Genomic DNA, 13659 nt, shown 5'->3' with positions numbered 1-13659 from the left:
TCAAAACTCCCCCAGATAGGCGCGCCGCACATTGGGATTGGCCAGAACCGACTGCGTCGGGCCGAGCGCCAGAAGCTTGCCGTAGTCGAGCACCATGGTTTCGCTGCACATCGAACGGATGAGGTCCACATCGTGGTCGATGATCAGCACCTGCGCCCGGAATTCCACCGGAATGCGCAGCACCAGCTCGCGAAAGGCCTTCCCCTCCTCCTCGGTCAGGCCCGCAGCCGGTTCGTCGAGCAGAATGAGCTTCGGTTCGCCGACGACGCATTTCGCCAGCTCGACAAGGCGGCGCTGGAAGAGATTGAGGGATTGACCGAGCCGATCGGCAACATCGGTGAGGCCGACGAAGGCGAGGGCCTGATCGACGGTATGGGACCGGTGTCCCGCGCCAACGACATGATCGGCGATCGCCGCGACATTGCCGGCAACCGTCAAATCCTCCACCACCTGCTCGGTCTGGAACGAGCGGCGCAAGCCGGCACGCACCCGCTGCAGGGGCGACATCGGCAGCAGCGCCTGCTCACCGAGCGAGACCGAGCCCTGGACCGGTTTCACGAAACCGGAAAGTACGTTGAGCAAAGTGGTCTTGCCGGCTCCGTTCGGGCCGATGAGACCGGCAACCGGCGCAGTCAGCTTGGCGGTGAGCTCATTGATCGGCCTGATACCACCGAACTGAACGATGAGGTTGTCGATCTTGATCATCGCGCCTTCCCCCTGGAAAGTGCCGCATTCAGCCGTGTGACGAGAGCCGATATTTGGCCGGCAATGCCTGTGGGCGCCGTCGCCAGCGCATGGAACAGGGCGACGCCGAAAATCCCGATTGTCACATAGCCGTCAATGCCGAGATCGGTGAGCAACGCCGGTACTGCGCGCAGCAGCAGGCCGGCGATGACGGCGCCGTACCAGTTGAAGACACCGCCGACGATGGCGAGCGCAAAGAGATTGAGGCTTTCGAAGGCGCCGAAAGCGCGCCCATCAAGCTGGCCGACATTGCCCGCCAGCAATCCGCCGGCAAGGCCGGCGAGAAGGCCACTCAAAGCGAATGCCCAGGCCTTGTAGATGAGTACATTGACGCCGCTTGCAACGGCAACCGTCTCGCCCTTGCGGATCAGCGCCCATGCCCGGCCGGGGCGAGCAAGCTTGTGCCATTGTGCGATCAGCAGGCCGAGCGCCGCCACCACACACACATAGAGGAAATAGGCGACTTCGCCATTGGCGACTATTGGTCTTGCGAGCATTGCACGGCCGGAGCCATCGGCCCGCCCCAGGAAGCCGGGACCGCCGTCCGGAAAGCCCCAGGCGCTGATGACGATCTGGAAGGCGCCCGCGAGCATCAGCGTCACGAGCGCGAGATAAAGACCGCGCAGGCGCAAGGCCGGTACGCCGAATGCCAACCCCACGACCGAAGCAAAGACGCCGCCGGCGAGCAGGCTCAACTCGAATGGCGGATGAAAGGCATGGCCGACACGAAGCGTCGCCCAGCCGCCAACGCCGACAAGCGCGAATTGGCAGAGGGAGACGAGACCAAGCTGGCCATAAAGGATGGCAAGCCCGGCGACCGATAGAGAGAGCGCGACTGCCGAGGTTGCCGCGGACAGCCAGAAGGAATTCGCAAGCAAGGCGACGACGAGCGAGAAGATCGCCATCGTCACGGGCACATGAAGAAGCTGCTTGGGCAGACGCACCATCGATATGCCTTCGGCTGTTTGGGCGATTGTTTGCTCCTGAACGGTCATCGGTCCCTCAACGCGACTTTCGCGGCGCCTCCCAAGATAGTGACCGCGACAAGCGCGATGATGAAGGGCGCTGCTGCGCGATAGGGCGAGATCCACGCGACGGGCGTCAGCACGGCTTCGGCAATGCCGATCAGCATGCCGGCAACGGCGGTTTGCCACAGCGACTGCAACTGACCGAGGATGGCGGCAGCTATCGCCGGGATCACCAGCAAGGTCAGGAAGGTACCCTGTAGCCGGACGAGATCGGCAAGCAGCAGGCCGGCAAGACCGGCGAAGATGCCAGTCATTATCCAGGCGGCGGTTTCCGTGTAAAGGATTCGCACGCCAAGGATAGCGCTGAGATCGCGATCATTGGCAAGCGCCCGCATATCGAGACCAAGGCGCGTGCGGATCAGAAGCAGAGTGATGGCAATGACCATGACGACGGCAAGAATGATGGCGATGATACGCGTGAAGGTCAGGCGCACGGCGAAAAGAGAGACGAACATCTGGTCGGTCGGGAATTGCAGCCGGCGCGGCAGCTCGCCCCAGATGACACCCATGATCGCAATCAAAATCAGCGCCGGCGCCAGCGTCCCAACGGCGCGCACGACGATATCGCGATGCGACAGCAGGGGCGCGAAGACCCGACCATAAAGAAAACTGATCGTCGTCGAGACGGTAACGGCGGCAAGGATGGCGAGGGCGAGCGGCATCTTCCACTCCAGCAGCTGCCAGGCGCAATGCGCGCCGATCGCGCCGAAGGCACCGAATGCGAAGTTGAGAACGCCGGTCGCCCGAAACAGGACGACAAGACCGACACCGGAGAGCGCATAGACGGCGCCGATGCCCAGGCCGGAGATAACGAAGGGTAAGAGATTCACGGATCGATCCTTTCGGGTCGTTCGGTCCCGCGGACTTGCCGCGGAACCGATGGCAAGCGTCAGGGCTCAGTTGATGCCGGCGGACTTTTCGAAGGCGCGGATATCCTTCAGCTCAGGATCAGGCGACGGTACGCAATCGGAAACGACCTTCCACTTTCCACCCTCGGCAACGGCCATGCGCGTCGTCGAATTGGCGTTGTGGCGCGGCTGGCCATCGCCGAAGTACCAGGGAGCGCAGAAGATATCGCTCTTGAAACCCTTGATTTCGCGTACGGCGGCAGAGGCGGTCTCGCGGTCGATCTTGGCAGGGTCAAGCGTCATCAGTGCCTTCTCGGCGATGCGAGCCGCGAGATAGCCGGCCTGGGCGAAGGTATCGCGCGGATCGGACTTCTGGCCGTACTGGTCCATGACAGCAAGCCAATTCTGATTGTCCGGCGTCTGCGCGTTCAGATCGTTGAATTCCATGTTGACATAGAACTTGTCGTCCCAGCCGGAACCGATGGTAGCTGGGACCGAGAGATCGTAAGCAGAGGCAGCACTGAGGAAGGTGATCGTCTGGTTGAGGCCCTGCTCTTCGGCAGCCGTCAGCAAAGGCACCGCCACGCCCTTCGACAGGCCGAGCACGATGACATCCGGCTTGCTTGAAGCCGCCTGCAGGATGATCGATGTGGCGTCGGCCGAGCCCGGATCCATGAGGATCGTCTGAGCAGCAAAGCCTTTTTCCTTGGCAAGCAGCATCACGCCGTCGCAGGACCAGGTGCCGACATTCGGGATATTCGGACCGATGCAGACGACGGATTTCGCATTGAGCTTGTCTAACGCATAGCCCATGGCGCCGAGCATCGAGACGCGCGGCCCGGCATTGGTCGGCGCATAATTCTCCGCAAAGTAGCATTCACGCGGCACGCCGACACCGGCGACGACCAAAATGCCCGACTTCTTGTAGAAATCGGCATTGGCGCCGCACTCGACATAGCTCGAGTTGCCGACCATCAGCACGGCCTTCTCGTCGTTGACCAGCTTTGCGGCGAGCTGTGCGGCGATTTCCGGATTCCACTGATCGTCTTCGACCAGATATTTGACCGGCCGACCCTTGATGCCGCCATTGGCGTTCAGGCAATCGAAATAGGCCTTCGCCGCCTTGGTGGAATTGGAAAAGTCATCCGGCCCGGTCTTGCCGGTGATAGCGCCGATGATGATCGGCTCACCCGTTGCCGGCTTGCCAGTGTTGTCGCCGCAGGATGCTGCCGCATGCGCGCTGAACGCCGATGCGAGCGTCAGCAAAAGGCCGATTGCCAGCCCTCTCAGATTGATAGGCATTGTCTCCTCCAGTTTGTTGTCCCGCTCCCCACGGGCTCTTTGCTTCCCCGATGTCCGGCTCAGCCGGAAATCGCCTTTCCGGTCATCAAGGCCGCAGCCTTCGCCGCGATCATCATCGTCGGCGCATTGGTATTGCCGGATACCAGGGTCGGCATGACGGAGGCGTCGCAGACGCGCAGCCCCTCGATCCCTCGCACCTTCAGGTCGGGCCCGACGACGGCCATGCGATCGTCAGCCCGGCCCATGCGAGCCGTTCCCGCCGGATGGAACACGGTCTTGCAGGACTGACGAATGTAATCGCGGAGCGCTTCGGGATCTTTCTCGACGCCCGGCTTCGGCAGCACGCGGCGCTTGACCAGTTTGGCAAGGGCCGGCGCATCGAGGATGCGGATTGCCGTTTCGACGCCACGCACCAAGGTTTCAAGGTCGGCCGGATCGGACAGCAGGTTGGCATTGAAATCCGTCTGCTCGGTTGGATCGGCGCTCCTCAATCGTATCCAACCGCGCGAGCGCGGCCGCAGATAGCATGGGCCGATACTCAAACCGTGACCGGGCTCCGGCTCGCGATCGACAAAGCCGATCAGCACAGGCAGGACGTGGAACTGCACATCCGGCTGCCCCGTGCCTGACGTATCGACGAAACCGCCGCACTCGACAACGTTTGATGACAACAGACCGCGATGCGCCGTCAGGTAGCGCAGCATATGGCCGGCGGCGCGCAGCCCCTTGTCATGGCCGAGGATCGAGATCGGCTCGCGCGTCTCGCCCTGCACAGGCACTTCCAGATGATCTTGGTAGTTGCTGCCGACGCCGGGCAGATCGGCGACCACCTCAATGCCAAGCGAGGTGAGGTGCTCACCATCGCCGATACCCGAGAGCTGCAGAATCTTCGGCGTTGCGATGGCTCCCGCGGTCAGCGCGATTTCCCGGGATGCCTTGAATATCGTGCCGTCGAGCAGCTCGACACCGACAGCCTTCTGCCCTTCGAAGAGGATACGGGCGACCCTGCGCTCCGTCAGCACGGTCAGGTTCGGCCGCTTCTCTGCTTCGCGGAGGAAGGCCTGGGCTGAACTCCAGCGACGCCCGCCATAGGTCGTACTTTGATAGAAGCCGACGCCGGCCTGATCCGCGCCGTTGAAATCATCATTATGGGGAATGCCGATTTCAGTTGCCGCCTTGATGAAGGCCTCGCTCAAAGGGTGGCGATGACGAGGGTCCGAAACGCGCAGACCGCCCCTTTTGCCGTGGTATTGGCCGTTCAGCCGCTCATTATTCTCAAGCGAGCGGAAAGCCGGCAGCACGTCCTCGTAGGACCAGCCCTGGCAGCCCATTTGCGACCAGGTGTCGTAGTCGTTGCGATGACCGCGAATATAGATCATCGCATTCACGGAGCTGCCGCCGCCGAGCACATTGCCCTGCGGCACGATGCTCGGGCGCCCATTCAGGCCCTTGTCGGGGTTCGAGGCATAGGGATGGATGTCGATGCTCTTGCCCAACACCTTGAAGAACGTCGCGGGGATGTGGATCCAGGGATCGGAATCGCGCCGGCCGGACTCGATCAGCAGTACCTTATGCGCCGGATTTTCTGAAAGCCGGTTTGCGAGCACACAACCCGAGGAGCCTCCGCCGACGATGATGTAGTCGTACGTCGTCATGGCTCAGCTCAATACGGTCTGAATTGTGGTGAATTCCTTCAGCCCGTCCGCGCCAAACTCGACGCCGATACCGGACTGCTTCACCCCACCGAAAGGCGCATTCGGCTGGATCGTGCCATGCTTGTTGATCCAGACCGAGCCGCATTCGAGCTGCACCGCATAGCGCTTCGCCTTCTCGGCATCCGAGGACCAGACAGAGCCGCCAAGGCCCGCGGGGTTCTGGTTGGCGCGCGCGACCACTTCATCGACGTCGCTATAGCGGATGATCGGCAGAACGGGGCCGAACTGCTCTTCATCGACCAGGCGCACACCATGATCGACATCGGCAACCAGTGTGATCGGATAGAAATAGCCTGGGCGGTCCATCGGCGCACCACCTGTCAGAATGCGGCCGCCATTGGCACGCGCGTCTTCGACAAGTTCGCGCACCTTGTTGAACTGCATCTCGTTCTGTACAGGGCCGAGAATGCTTGTCTCGTCCAGCCCGTCACCGACGGCGATCTTGCCGGCATATTCCGCAAGCCCACGGCAAACCTCCTCGTAGATGCTGTCGTGCACGTAGAGCCGCTTCAGTGCCGCGCAGGTCTGGCCGTTATTGATGAAGGCACCCCAGAAGAGGCCTTCGACGATGGCCTTCGGGTCGGCATCGGGCAGGACGATGCCGGCATCGTTGCCGCCAAGCTCCAGCGTCAGTCGCTTCAAGGTGGCGACTGCCGAAGCCATGACCTTTTTGCCTGTTTCCGTCGAGCCGGTGAAGGTCATCTTGGCGATGCCGGGATGGGCGGAAAGGGCAGCGCCAATGCTGTTTTCGCCGGTGACCACATTGACGACGCCGGGCGGGAGAACCTCGTTCATGAGTTCGACGAGACGGATGGTCGAAAGCGGCGTCAATGGCGACGGCTTGATGACGACGGTGTTGCCGGCGCGCACCGCCGGAACGATATGCCAGCAGGCGATCATGACGGGCCAGTTCCACGGCGTGATCGATCCGACGACGCCGACCGGCTTGCGATGCAGCTCGACGCGGCCTTCATTATCGTCCTGCAAGATCTCGACCGGCAGGTCGAGTTCGGCGGTGTGGCGCGTCCAGGCGAGCGCGCCGCCAATCTCGAAACGCGAGCCGAGGCCATTGAGCGGCTTGCCCTGTTCGCGCGTCAGTATCTGCGCAAGTTCCTCGCCATGCTCGCTGATCTTCTCCGCGATGGTGCGGCAGGCTGCGGCGCGCTCTTCGCTGGAGGTCTGCGACCAGCCCTTGAACGCTTCGGCCGCCACGGCAACTGCGCGGTCGAGGTCCGCTTCGCTGGCAAGCGGCATATGGCCGACAATGTCACCATTCGACGGGTTTTTAACCGGTGCATGATGAGACGTGGCAACAGGTTCGCCACCGATGAGCAGGGTATACTGCTTCACGACATTTTCCTCCCGTGACTTTCGAGAGGACTATGGTCTTTGCCCTAAAGCCCGTCTTGGGGAGAAACGCGCCTCGTCTTGGACTGGAGCGCAGTCTCGCGCTTCAGTCCAATCTACGACCGGTCCCAGCGGTGTGCAGCAACTCGCTTGGTGCACAATCGAACAGTTCCTTGAAGCTGCGATTGAAGTAGGAAATGTCGTTGAAGCCGGCGGAATAGGCCACTTCCGCTATCGTCGTGGGGTTGCGCTGTTCCCTGAGCTGCTCGATCTTCTCCCGCGCAAACCGCAGCCGTTTGTCCCGAATGACGGTCGTGCAAGTAACGCCCATGCCCTGGAAATCCTGCTGCAACGTACGGATCGATACGCCGAGCCGTGTCGCCAGCCATTTTGCGTTGAGATCGCTGTCGGTCAAATGCTTGTCGATGAGAATGTCGACCATCTGCATCCGCCGGCTCGCGCAGTCATGCAGCGAGTTCAAGCTCGCCGTCTGGCCACCCGTGGAGATGAAGGCCTGACGCGTCGTGTCGAACATCAGTTGGCGTAAATGCGGGGATGCGATGTCATTTTCCGGCGTCGTCATTAATTTGGCGATCAGCGCGCGCAGCATCATTGCCATAGGGTCACTGGCCTCAAGTTTGCGGGCAACGTCAAAGTCGATCTTGCTGTTCGAATACATCAGCTGACGCGGCAGATGCAGTGACAGATGGTTGGAAAAACGACCTCGAAAATAGAAGGTTGTCGGTCGCGTCGAGTCGACAAGAATGCATTCGCCGACATCGAGAATATTCTGGTGCCCGGAATGCTCGACGCCACAGGCACCCTCCAACTGCAGGATCAGGAACAGGTGCTCATTGGCATCGCGGCGGATGTCATCCCAATCGCGGTGGACGTAATCGAGATCATTGGCAACATGGGCGAACTCCATGCCGCAGACGTCGATACGGCTGGCGCTACCGATCACATTGGCGCCGTGCTTCATAGTGTGGGGATTGAAATTTCCGCAAATGCTTTGAAGGTTGTCCACCCATTGGTCGTAAGGCGTCGGTGACCAAGCCCGATCGACAAGACTGCGGTTCTGCAACAGATCCAACTCTGCCTCCCAACAGTGCCAGCATAAAGGAAAAGTGCTACACTTCCTCTCGATCGTCAATTGAGATAATTAACAGATTAACTAATCTGCGATAAAAGCGTCACTCCTCAGCAAACGGTGCGTCCTGAAGCTTCCAGGACGCCGGCTCTTCAAGCACGCCGAGAAGCTGCTTCATCCGCTTTCTCAGATATTCCGGTTGCCGGGCTGCAATGCCACTTTTAAAGATCACGACCCACGGTCAACAAAATCGGATTCGTTAATGTGAAGGGATGTGAACCGGAGACCCGGCGATTTTATGTATTGATCCCGTTGGAAAATCAGGGAAAGTCGAGCGCTTGATTACTGCTGGGATGCGAGGGTCCGATAATAGTACGTGAGAACTTTTCAGACGCAACTCGACTTATTCTTGGACAGAGAGCTGCATATCGATGCTCGGCACCACATTGCGGAAAGCTGACTATTGGTCCAGGGTTAGCATCTGATCAGGTCGAAAACACGGGTCAAGCGGCCCATATCTTCAGCGCGGTTCCTAATGGTCCACGCGGACAAGGCGACTTGGACTCAGAGGCTTTACGCCATCCTTCAAATGGCATCTGGTTGTGTGGCCACCACGCTGATCTCATCGATAAAAAATCTGGCCTACGCTACCCGCCAACCGTGATAAAGAGCTGGAAAGCACTGCACGAATTCAGAACAGCGTATGAGCATAGCGAGCGCACCAGCACATTTGGTTTCATTCGCAAACTAGAGGTTCACAATTCGCCCCTTTTTGAACCTGGAACTTCCATTGAGCTTGGGAAGACGACATTTCTGATCGGAGGAAACTCATCGGGGAAAACCGCTCTGTGCGATTGGATAACAGCAATAGAAGATCCGCGGCGGCTCAAAAGATGGCTTGAACCTAATGCACTAGCCTACACTTTAACCTTTGATTTGCTTAGCGAGCACCAACTCTCGATTGACATCAAAGATAATGTGATGACCACGCGTCTCGATCAGTTGGAAGTCGTCTCGAACCACCACCGCATTGGCGTAGTTTTTTTAGAGGATAAGAGAGAGCGAGAATATCTGGACGACCTCGCGTTATTCTGTGACTCGCTAAACCTTGATCCTATTACCACGCGCACGCTTGCGCGTTATGTTGGCGGAGTAGCGCTACTAGAAGGATCCGAGTTTATCGTGGAGGAGAGCGAGGACGGCGAGGTCGTAGAAAGCCTCTATTGCCGCCTGGCAGGACGTGGTCGATTGCCCTATGGCGCGCTGTCAAGCGGCGAGAAAAGCCGTGTGCTTCTAGAGTTCGCGATCAGCTATGCCCAAAGCGTAGCGAAGGTTGCGCCGGCGCTTCTGATTATAGAATGGGAGGGCCTGAGTATAGATAAAGCTGGTTTCGAGTTCTACACAGAGTTTCTCTCTGGCCCAAGCAGCCCATTCCAGTCGATCATTATACGACATGAGACGACGGCGCTCATCGAGGGTCTCGGGTGGCAAACATATTTTCTTGATTGCGGTTCTGATAAGTATCGTAAGGTGACACCTATTTTAAGGGCTGAGGTATCGCGTTCTTGAGTAAGCATTCGCCGCGGACCGCAGGGTCAGGTTTTTTTGCGCGATCGGCGCTTCCACTTTGCGGCTAGAGCCTCGACGTTTTTGCGGAGATTTCTGGCATCGACTTCGCCTGGGTCGTAATCTGCACTTCCCCACCATTCGAGCAATTCGTGATGCCGTTCATGGTCGGTGTCGGCAATTGCCTCGCGGAACTCTTCGTAGCCCCACGGGCCGCCGACATCCTCAGGTGGACATCGTCCGACAACCTCGAGAAGGAAGGGATCATCGAAGCCAGCGGTCGCCGGAAAGGTCTTTTCGATTTTCACGGTGTGCGTCCAGCCGTCGCCGAAGTCATAGAGACTTGAATGGTTTCGCGCCGATAGCCGACACTCCGATCATCAGGTTGGAGCAATTGCTTCCATGGAACTGGACACCGCCGACCATCGACGCTCAAGCGGCGTGACTTACGGCCTTCACCGTATGCTTACCGTGGGTCAACAGCTTCATCAGCAAGCACTGCAACTTCCGGGTGTAGCCGCATACCTTGAAAGTGCCCCAAGGAACGGGAAAGCACGTCTTCACTACAAGGATGATCGTAAGCGCGATTTTCCCCGCACCTTCTGCAATTGATTGAGCTTTGGCATGAGGTGTCCACCAAAATAGGTGGACACCAAGTGATGGAACAAGATCAAAAACTTGCCGTGCGGCTGGTCGGTCGGAATGGGAGACGCCGTTTCGATCAAAGTTCGAAAGACCGCCTTATCGCGGCCTGCCTTGAACCTGGCGCATCGGTATCGAAACTCGCGCGCGAACACGGGGTCAACGCGAACCTCGTTTGGAAATGGATACGGAAACATACCCAGCCCCTTGCGTCGCCGGCGTCTTCGACATCGTCTTTTATTCCGGTGCAAATCACCGCGGCCATTCCCGACGGCGCTTCGTCGAAGCCCTCAAGACCAGGAAGAATGGTGGCGGCCCGCCGGAACAGGCTCTCAGGTTCTTCGAGCAGCTCTACAGGATCGAAAAGCAGGCGCGAGACAGCAAGCCCGACGCCGGTGAAACGCAGGCCGGTTGCGTTCGCCGCTTCCGGCAACAGCACAGCTTGCCTGTCCTGAACGCCCTCAAGTCATGGCTCGACAACATCGCGCCGAAGGTTGGTGAACAATAAGGCGGTCGAATTCGGTGTTTCCGCGTACAGCACCACAGACTACCGTTTCGACTACTACATCACATCGGGTGGCGTTGGATTGGACAACCGCGTCAACGACGTCATGAGCCAGGATGCAGGATTCCCACAGCCGGCTCAACCCATTTGGCAGCGCTTGACCTACGACGGCACCAACCTGATCTGGTCGTTCTCTCGTGATGGCGAGTTCTACATCCCCGCCTATTCAGTTTCCGCTACAGCCGTGCTTGGCAATTTGAGCACAATTGGGCCAGCAGTCATATTTCCCCCAAACATCAGACAAACCTGGGCGGCGTCGTTTCAGGTGCTGTCCTGGAATGTCGTAAGCCTTTGATAAAAGGGGACCCGATCCTCAGTCCGGTGGGATCACAGTCGGCATGATGCCTGGCGATTTCTGGTCGTTGGGCAGGCCGGCTTCTGCCTTCCAGTTCTCGGTGCCTTCTCTAGCAGCTACGTGCTCCCCTGCCGCAATTTCTTCTTCTGCTCGCCGCCAGTGTTCCTCGTGACTGCCTTCGGGGCGACCCTCTTCCTCCCATATCTGGTTGGCGCGCTCACGAACCTTCTGTTCTCTGTCCATCATCAGATCTCCTTCTAATTTCGGCTCAACGCCACCGGGAGCTGCAACGTTCCTTGCCAAAGGGATGTCTCGATGTTTTACCGTGCTGTTGGATTTGCCGCGGATCCTTATCGTCCAACGATCCGCTTGAGTGCAGGTCGGTCTTTTCAGCGCCCGGAAAAGGCGCTCCGCTGGGGTTTTAGCGCTTCGAGTGATTTTTGCAGTTGCCGCTAACCTACCAGTTCCAGCCAGCCACTTCGCTGGAACTTCCGTGGCCCACGGGGGTTCTCCTTCCCACAGAAGAAGAAGAAGGAGGAACATCATGACCGACGAACTCAGTGCTGGCTTCACAGGGACACCAGCCGACCCACTGACAGGTGCTCGGAAAGTCGCAAAGGATGCGAAGGACGCTGTTGTCCGCGAGGGCACCGCAGTAGTCGCGGGCGCCGCTGAGCATCCGCACACAGCAACCGGGATTGTCCTCACGATCGGCGCCCTCGCCTTCGCGATTGGCTACGTTCTCGGGCGCGATGCCTGGTCAAATAGTTCTCGATGGTGGTGATGGGAAATGGCAGTGCGCCTAGCGCAAATCGCGTCGCGGCGCATCGTTGGGATCCAGCGGTGCTGTTCAACACCTTTGGATATCTCGGAGATTCAAGGACCATAAAATGCTATCTGGCAGGCAGACTTCGGCTGCTCGAGCGCTCGTCGGCATGTCGCAAGCAGCGCTCGCTCTCGCTGCAAACATCTCAGTGCCGACGCTGGAACGCATGGAAGCAAGCGAAGGCCAGGCTGCCGGCGTGCGGAATGTTGTTGCCGCAGTCCGCGCGGTCCTCGAAACAGCTGGCGTGACGTTCCTCGAGGCCGGAGGCATTGCGTCGGCTCCCGGCGTCTCACTGCATGCGGGTGGCGGTACTGCGATGGATATGGACGAAAATGAGGTTGTGCAGTACCCCGAGAACTTAGAGAACGACGCGCCGCCCGGCGCCGGTGGCTAGGTCCCGGGGGATCTCGCAGGACAACCTTGCGCTTGAGGCCAATGTCGAGCGCGCCTATGTCGGCTATCTTGAGCGCGGCAACAAGAACCCGACGGTCACGACCCTTGCGAAGATTGCCGCGGCGCTGTCTTGCGATATCTCGGAGTTCTTCGTTCCGATGGCCGATAATATCGTCACGATGAAGCCGCTGAAGAGCGGCCGGAAGCCGTCGCGCGGCTGATATCTACTTTCGCCCGCCGCCAGCCAGGGATGTTGAGGCCTTCGTGCGCCTTGGCCCGCGACACCTGAATTGCGCGCTTCAATAACAACGATCCCGGCATAGTTGGAAAAGGCTGAGATTTGACGACTTTCAACGATCCAATAACAATCGGTCGAGTTTGCCGTTTGGACTCCCGGAAAACAGCTCCTTGAATAAGGCTGAAGCAACTCGCGGGGCCAATCCAGCCCTTTCGTCGATCAATACCACCGAGAGTTTTTTTATTTCGAGGGTAATTGTGCGTGCCTCGTCGCTCCGACGATACTTCCATGAATCCAGCAGATAGAATCCGTTCTGTACTGCCCATGCAGCAACACTTTGCGCCGTCATGACGTGTCCTTGTGCGGAAATGACAACGGTCGCTGCGCGCGTTCAAATCACTCCGCTGACTGATGAATACCTTCCGGAAATGAAACAGATCCAGCGCGAAATTGACCTAGCGTGAGATTGTCTGAAGACTGTTGCAGGTTAGACTCACGCCGCGATCATGCCGGCGCGCTGTCGCTGAAGGCGTTGCCCAGTCTGGTGATAGATCCGCTGGAGCGAGCGGAAAACTTCCCCAAGGCACTTTATCAGACATGGTGAGATGTTCGATGGAAGTTTAATCTGGCCGCGCGGCGAGCTGTGGACATCAATGGCCCTTCCGCCGACCGTTAATGAGACAGCATGTTCTGATTCATTAACACAAGCTCATCGCGACCACTTGCCCGTTAAATTCCTTCAAGCTAAATTACACAAGATTTAGTTGCATTTCTGTCGACCGAGGTCGGCGGACCGATCACCGCTAACCCGCTGTTGTAATAAGCTGACATGATTTGGAATCATCGCATTACCCGTGTCACCGTCGGCCTCTTGCTGCTGGCGCTTGCAATTGGCGTCTCCCTACCGGCAATCACGGGCTATACAAGCCGGGACGGCACCGTCAATGCGCGTCTGGCTCTGCTCAATGCTCCCATCGATGGTGTGATTTCGGGGGAACCAGCAAAGGTTGGCGTTCCTGTCAAAGCCGGCGACAATCTCGTCGAAATCAGTAATCCTCGC

Annotated in this window: 14 protein-coding genes and 4 pseudogenes; 8 read left to right on the top strand and 10 right to left on the bottom strand. The window is 58.8% G+C overall.

Annotation, left to right across the window (positions count from 1 at the left end):
* From PH558_RS33175 to PH558_RS33145, 7 genes are all read right to left on the bottom strand, one after another.
* Complete coding sequence (locus PH558_RS33175; RefSeq protein ID WP_095437881.1) at positions 1 to 705, bottom strand: ABC transporter ATP-binding protein; 705 nt, start codon at positions 703 to 705, stop codon at positions 1 to 3.
* Entirely contained in the window at positions 702 to 1739 is a 1038-nt protein-coding gene (locus tag PH558_RS33170; protein WP_285208453.1) for a branched-chain amino acid ABC transporter permease, read from the bottom strand. The genes PH558_RS33175 and PH558_RS33170 overlap by 4 nt, the downstream gene beginning before the upstream one ends.
* Positions 1736 to 2602: a branched-chain amino acid ABC transporter permease gene (locus PH558_RS33165; protein WP_285208452.1), complete on the bottom strand. Its 867-nt coding sequence runs from the start codon at positions 2600 to 2602 to the stop codon at positions 1736 to 1738. The genes PH558_RS33170 and PH558_RS33165 overlap by 4 nt, the downstream gene beginning before the upstream one ends.
* A gap of 66 nt (positions 2603 to 2668) precedes the next feature.
* Positions 2669 to 3922 (bottom strand): ABC transporter substrate-binding protein, encoded by a 1254-nt coding sequence (locus PH558_RS33160; protein WP_285208451.1) that lies wholly within the window; start codon positions 3920 to 3922, stop codon positions 2669 to 2671.
* Positions 3923 to 3981: 59 nt separating this feature from the next.
* Positions 3982 to 5577, bottom strand: coding sequence for a GMC family oxidoreductase (locus tag PH558_RS33155; RefSeq protein WP_285208450.1), 1596 nt, complete (start codon positions 5575 to 5577; stop codon positions 3982 to 3984).
* Between the two features lie 3 nt (positions 5578 to 5580).
* Complete coding sequence (locus tag PH558_RS33150) at positions 5581 to 6987, bottom strand: aldehyde dehydrogenase family protein (protein ID WP_095437876.1); 1407 nt, start codon at positions 6985 to 6987, stop codon at positions 5581 to 5583.
* Between the two features lie 103 nt (positions 6988 to 7090).
* A complete protein-coding gene (locus tag PH558_RS33145) occupies positions 7091 to 8077 on the bottom strand; it encodes a helix-turn-helix domain-containing protein (protein WP_285208449.1) in 987 nt (328 codons plus the stop codon).
* Positions 8078 to 8632: 555 nt separating this feature from the next.
* Between PH558_RS33145 and PH558_RS33140 the strand changes: the two genes are divergently transcribed.
* Positions 8633 to 9643, top strand: a complete 1011-nt coding sequence (locus tag PH558_RS33140; RefSeq protein ID WP_285208448.1) for a hypothetical protein — start codon at positions 8633 to 8635, stop codon at positions 9641 to 9643.
* A gap of 26 nt (positions 9644 to 9669) precedes the next feature.
* Here PH558_RS33140 and PH558_RS33135 read toward each other — a convergent pair whose 3' ends face one another.
* Entirely contained in the window at positions 9670 to 9948 is a 279-nt protein-coding gene (locus PH558_RS33135; protein ID WP_285208447.1) for an IS1096 element passenger TnpR family protein, read from the bottom strand.
* A 348-nt stretch (positions 9949 to 10296) separates the two neighbouring features.
* Between PH558_RS33135 and tnpA the strand changes: the two are divergent.
* From tnpA to PH558_RS33120, 3 genes and pseudogenes are all read left to right on the top strand, one after another.
* A pseudogene (tnpA, locus tag PH558_RS34310) lies at positions 10297 to 10546 on the top strand (IS66-like element accessory protein TnpA); the annotation flags it as partial.
* Positions 10524 to 10778, top strand: a pseudogene (locus tag PH558_RS33125) (IS66 family transposase); the annotation flags it as partial. The pseudogenes tnpA and PH558_RS33125, both read left to right, overlap by 23 nt.
* A gap of 1 nt (position 10779) precedes the next feature.
* Positions 10780 to 11142 carry a hypothetical protein gene (locus PH558_RS33120; RefSeq protein WP_285208446.1) on the top strand — a complete coding sequence of 121 codons (363 nt, stop codon included), beginning with the start codon at positions 10780 to 10782 and terminating at the stop codon, positions 11140 to 11142.
* Between the two features lie 18 nt (positions 11143 to 11160).
* Here PH558_RS33120 and PH558_RS33115 read toward each other — a convergent pair whose 3' ends face one another.
* A complete protein-coding gene (locus PH558_RS33115) occupies positions 11161 to 11388 on the bottom strand; it encodes a DUF2934 domain-containing protein (protein WP_285208445.1) in 228 nt (75 codons plus the stop codon).
* 298 nt (positions 11389 to 11686) lie between these two features.
* On the opposite strand from PH558_RS33115, the gene PH558_RS33110 reads away from it, so the two are divergent.
* The 3 genes and pseudogenes from PH558_RS33110 (at position 11687) to PH558_RS33100 (ending at position 12582) form a co-directional block, all read left to right on the top strand.
* Complete coding sequence (locus PH558_RS33110) at positions 11687 to 11926, top strand: hypothetical protein (RefSeq protein ID WP_285208444.1); 240 nt, start codon at positions 11687 to 11689, stop codon at positions 11924 to 11926.
* Between the two features lie 106 nt (positions 11927 to 12032).
* Positions 12033 to 12233, top strand: a pseudogene (locus PH558_RS34305) (transcriptional regulator); the annotation flags it as partial.
* 121 nt (positions 12234 to 12354) lie between these two features.
* Positions 12355 to 12582, top strand: a complete 228-nt coding sequence (locus tag PH558_RS33100) for a helix-turn-helix domain-containing protein (RefSeq protein WP_285208442.1) — start codon at positions 12355 to 12357, stop codon at positions 12580 to 12582.
* A gap of 129 nt (positions 12583 to 12711) precedes the next feature.
* On the opposite strand, the gene PH558_RS33095 is transcribed toward PH558_RS33100, so the two are convergent.
* Positions 12712 to 12948, bottom strand: coding sequence for a hypothetical protein (locus tag PH558_RS33095; RefSeq protein WP_285208441.1), 237 nt, complete (start codon positions 12946 to 12948; stop codon positions 12712 to 12714).
* 480 nt (positions 12949 to 13428) lie between these two features.
* On the opposite strand from PH558_RS33095, the pseudogene PH558_RS33090 reads away from it, so the two are divergent.
* Positions 13429 to 13659, top strand: a pseudogene (locus tag PH558_RS33090) (HlyD family efflux transporter periplasmic adaptor subunit); the annotation flags it as partial.

The sequence above is a fragment of the Rhizobium pantanalense genome, from assembly GCF_030182525.1.
Taxonomy (GTDB): domain Bacteria; phylum Pseudomonadota; class Alphaproteobacteria; order Rhizobiales; family Rhizobiaceae; genus Rhizobium.
This window is presented reverse-complemented; position numbering and strand designations above follow the sequence as displayed.

Bases quoted from the DNA above. Each gene is read 5' to 3' on its own strand.
- PH558_RS33175 (WP_095437881.1), bottom strand. From the start codon at position 705: ATGATCAAGATCGACAACCTCATCGTTCAGTTCGGTGGTATCAGGCCG.
- PH558_RS33170 (WP_285208453.1), bottom strand. From the start codon at position 1,739: ATGACCGTTCAGGAGCAAACAATCGCCCAAACAGCCGAAGGCATATCG.
- PH558_RS33160 (WP_285208451.1), bottom strand. From the start codon at position 3,922: ATGCCTATCAATCTGAGAGGGCTGGCAATCGGCCTTTTGCTGACGCTC.
- PH558_RS33155 (WP_285208450.1), bottom strand. From the start codon at position 5,577: ATGACGACGTACGACTACATCATCGTCGGCGGAGGCTCCTCGGGTTGT.
- PH558_RS33115 (WP_285208445.1), bottom strand. From the start codon at position 11,388: ATGATGGACAGAGAACAGAAGGTTCGTGAGCGCGCCAACCAGATATGG.
- PH558_RS33110 (WP_285208444.1), top strand. From the start codon at position 11,687: ATGACCGACGAACTCAGTGCTGGCTTCACAGGGACACCAGCCGACCCA.
- PH558_RS33095 (WP_285208441.1), bottom strand. From the start codon at position 12,948: ATGACGGCGCAAAGTGTTGCTGCATGGGCAGTACAGAACGGATTCTAT.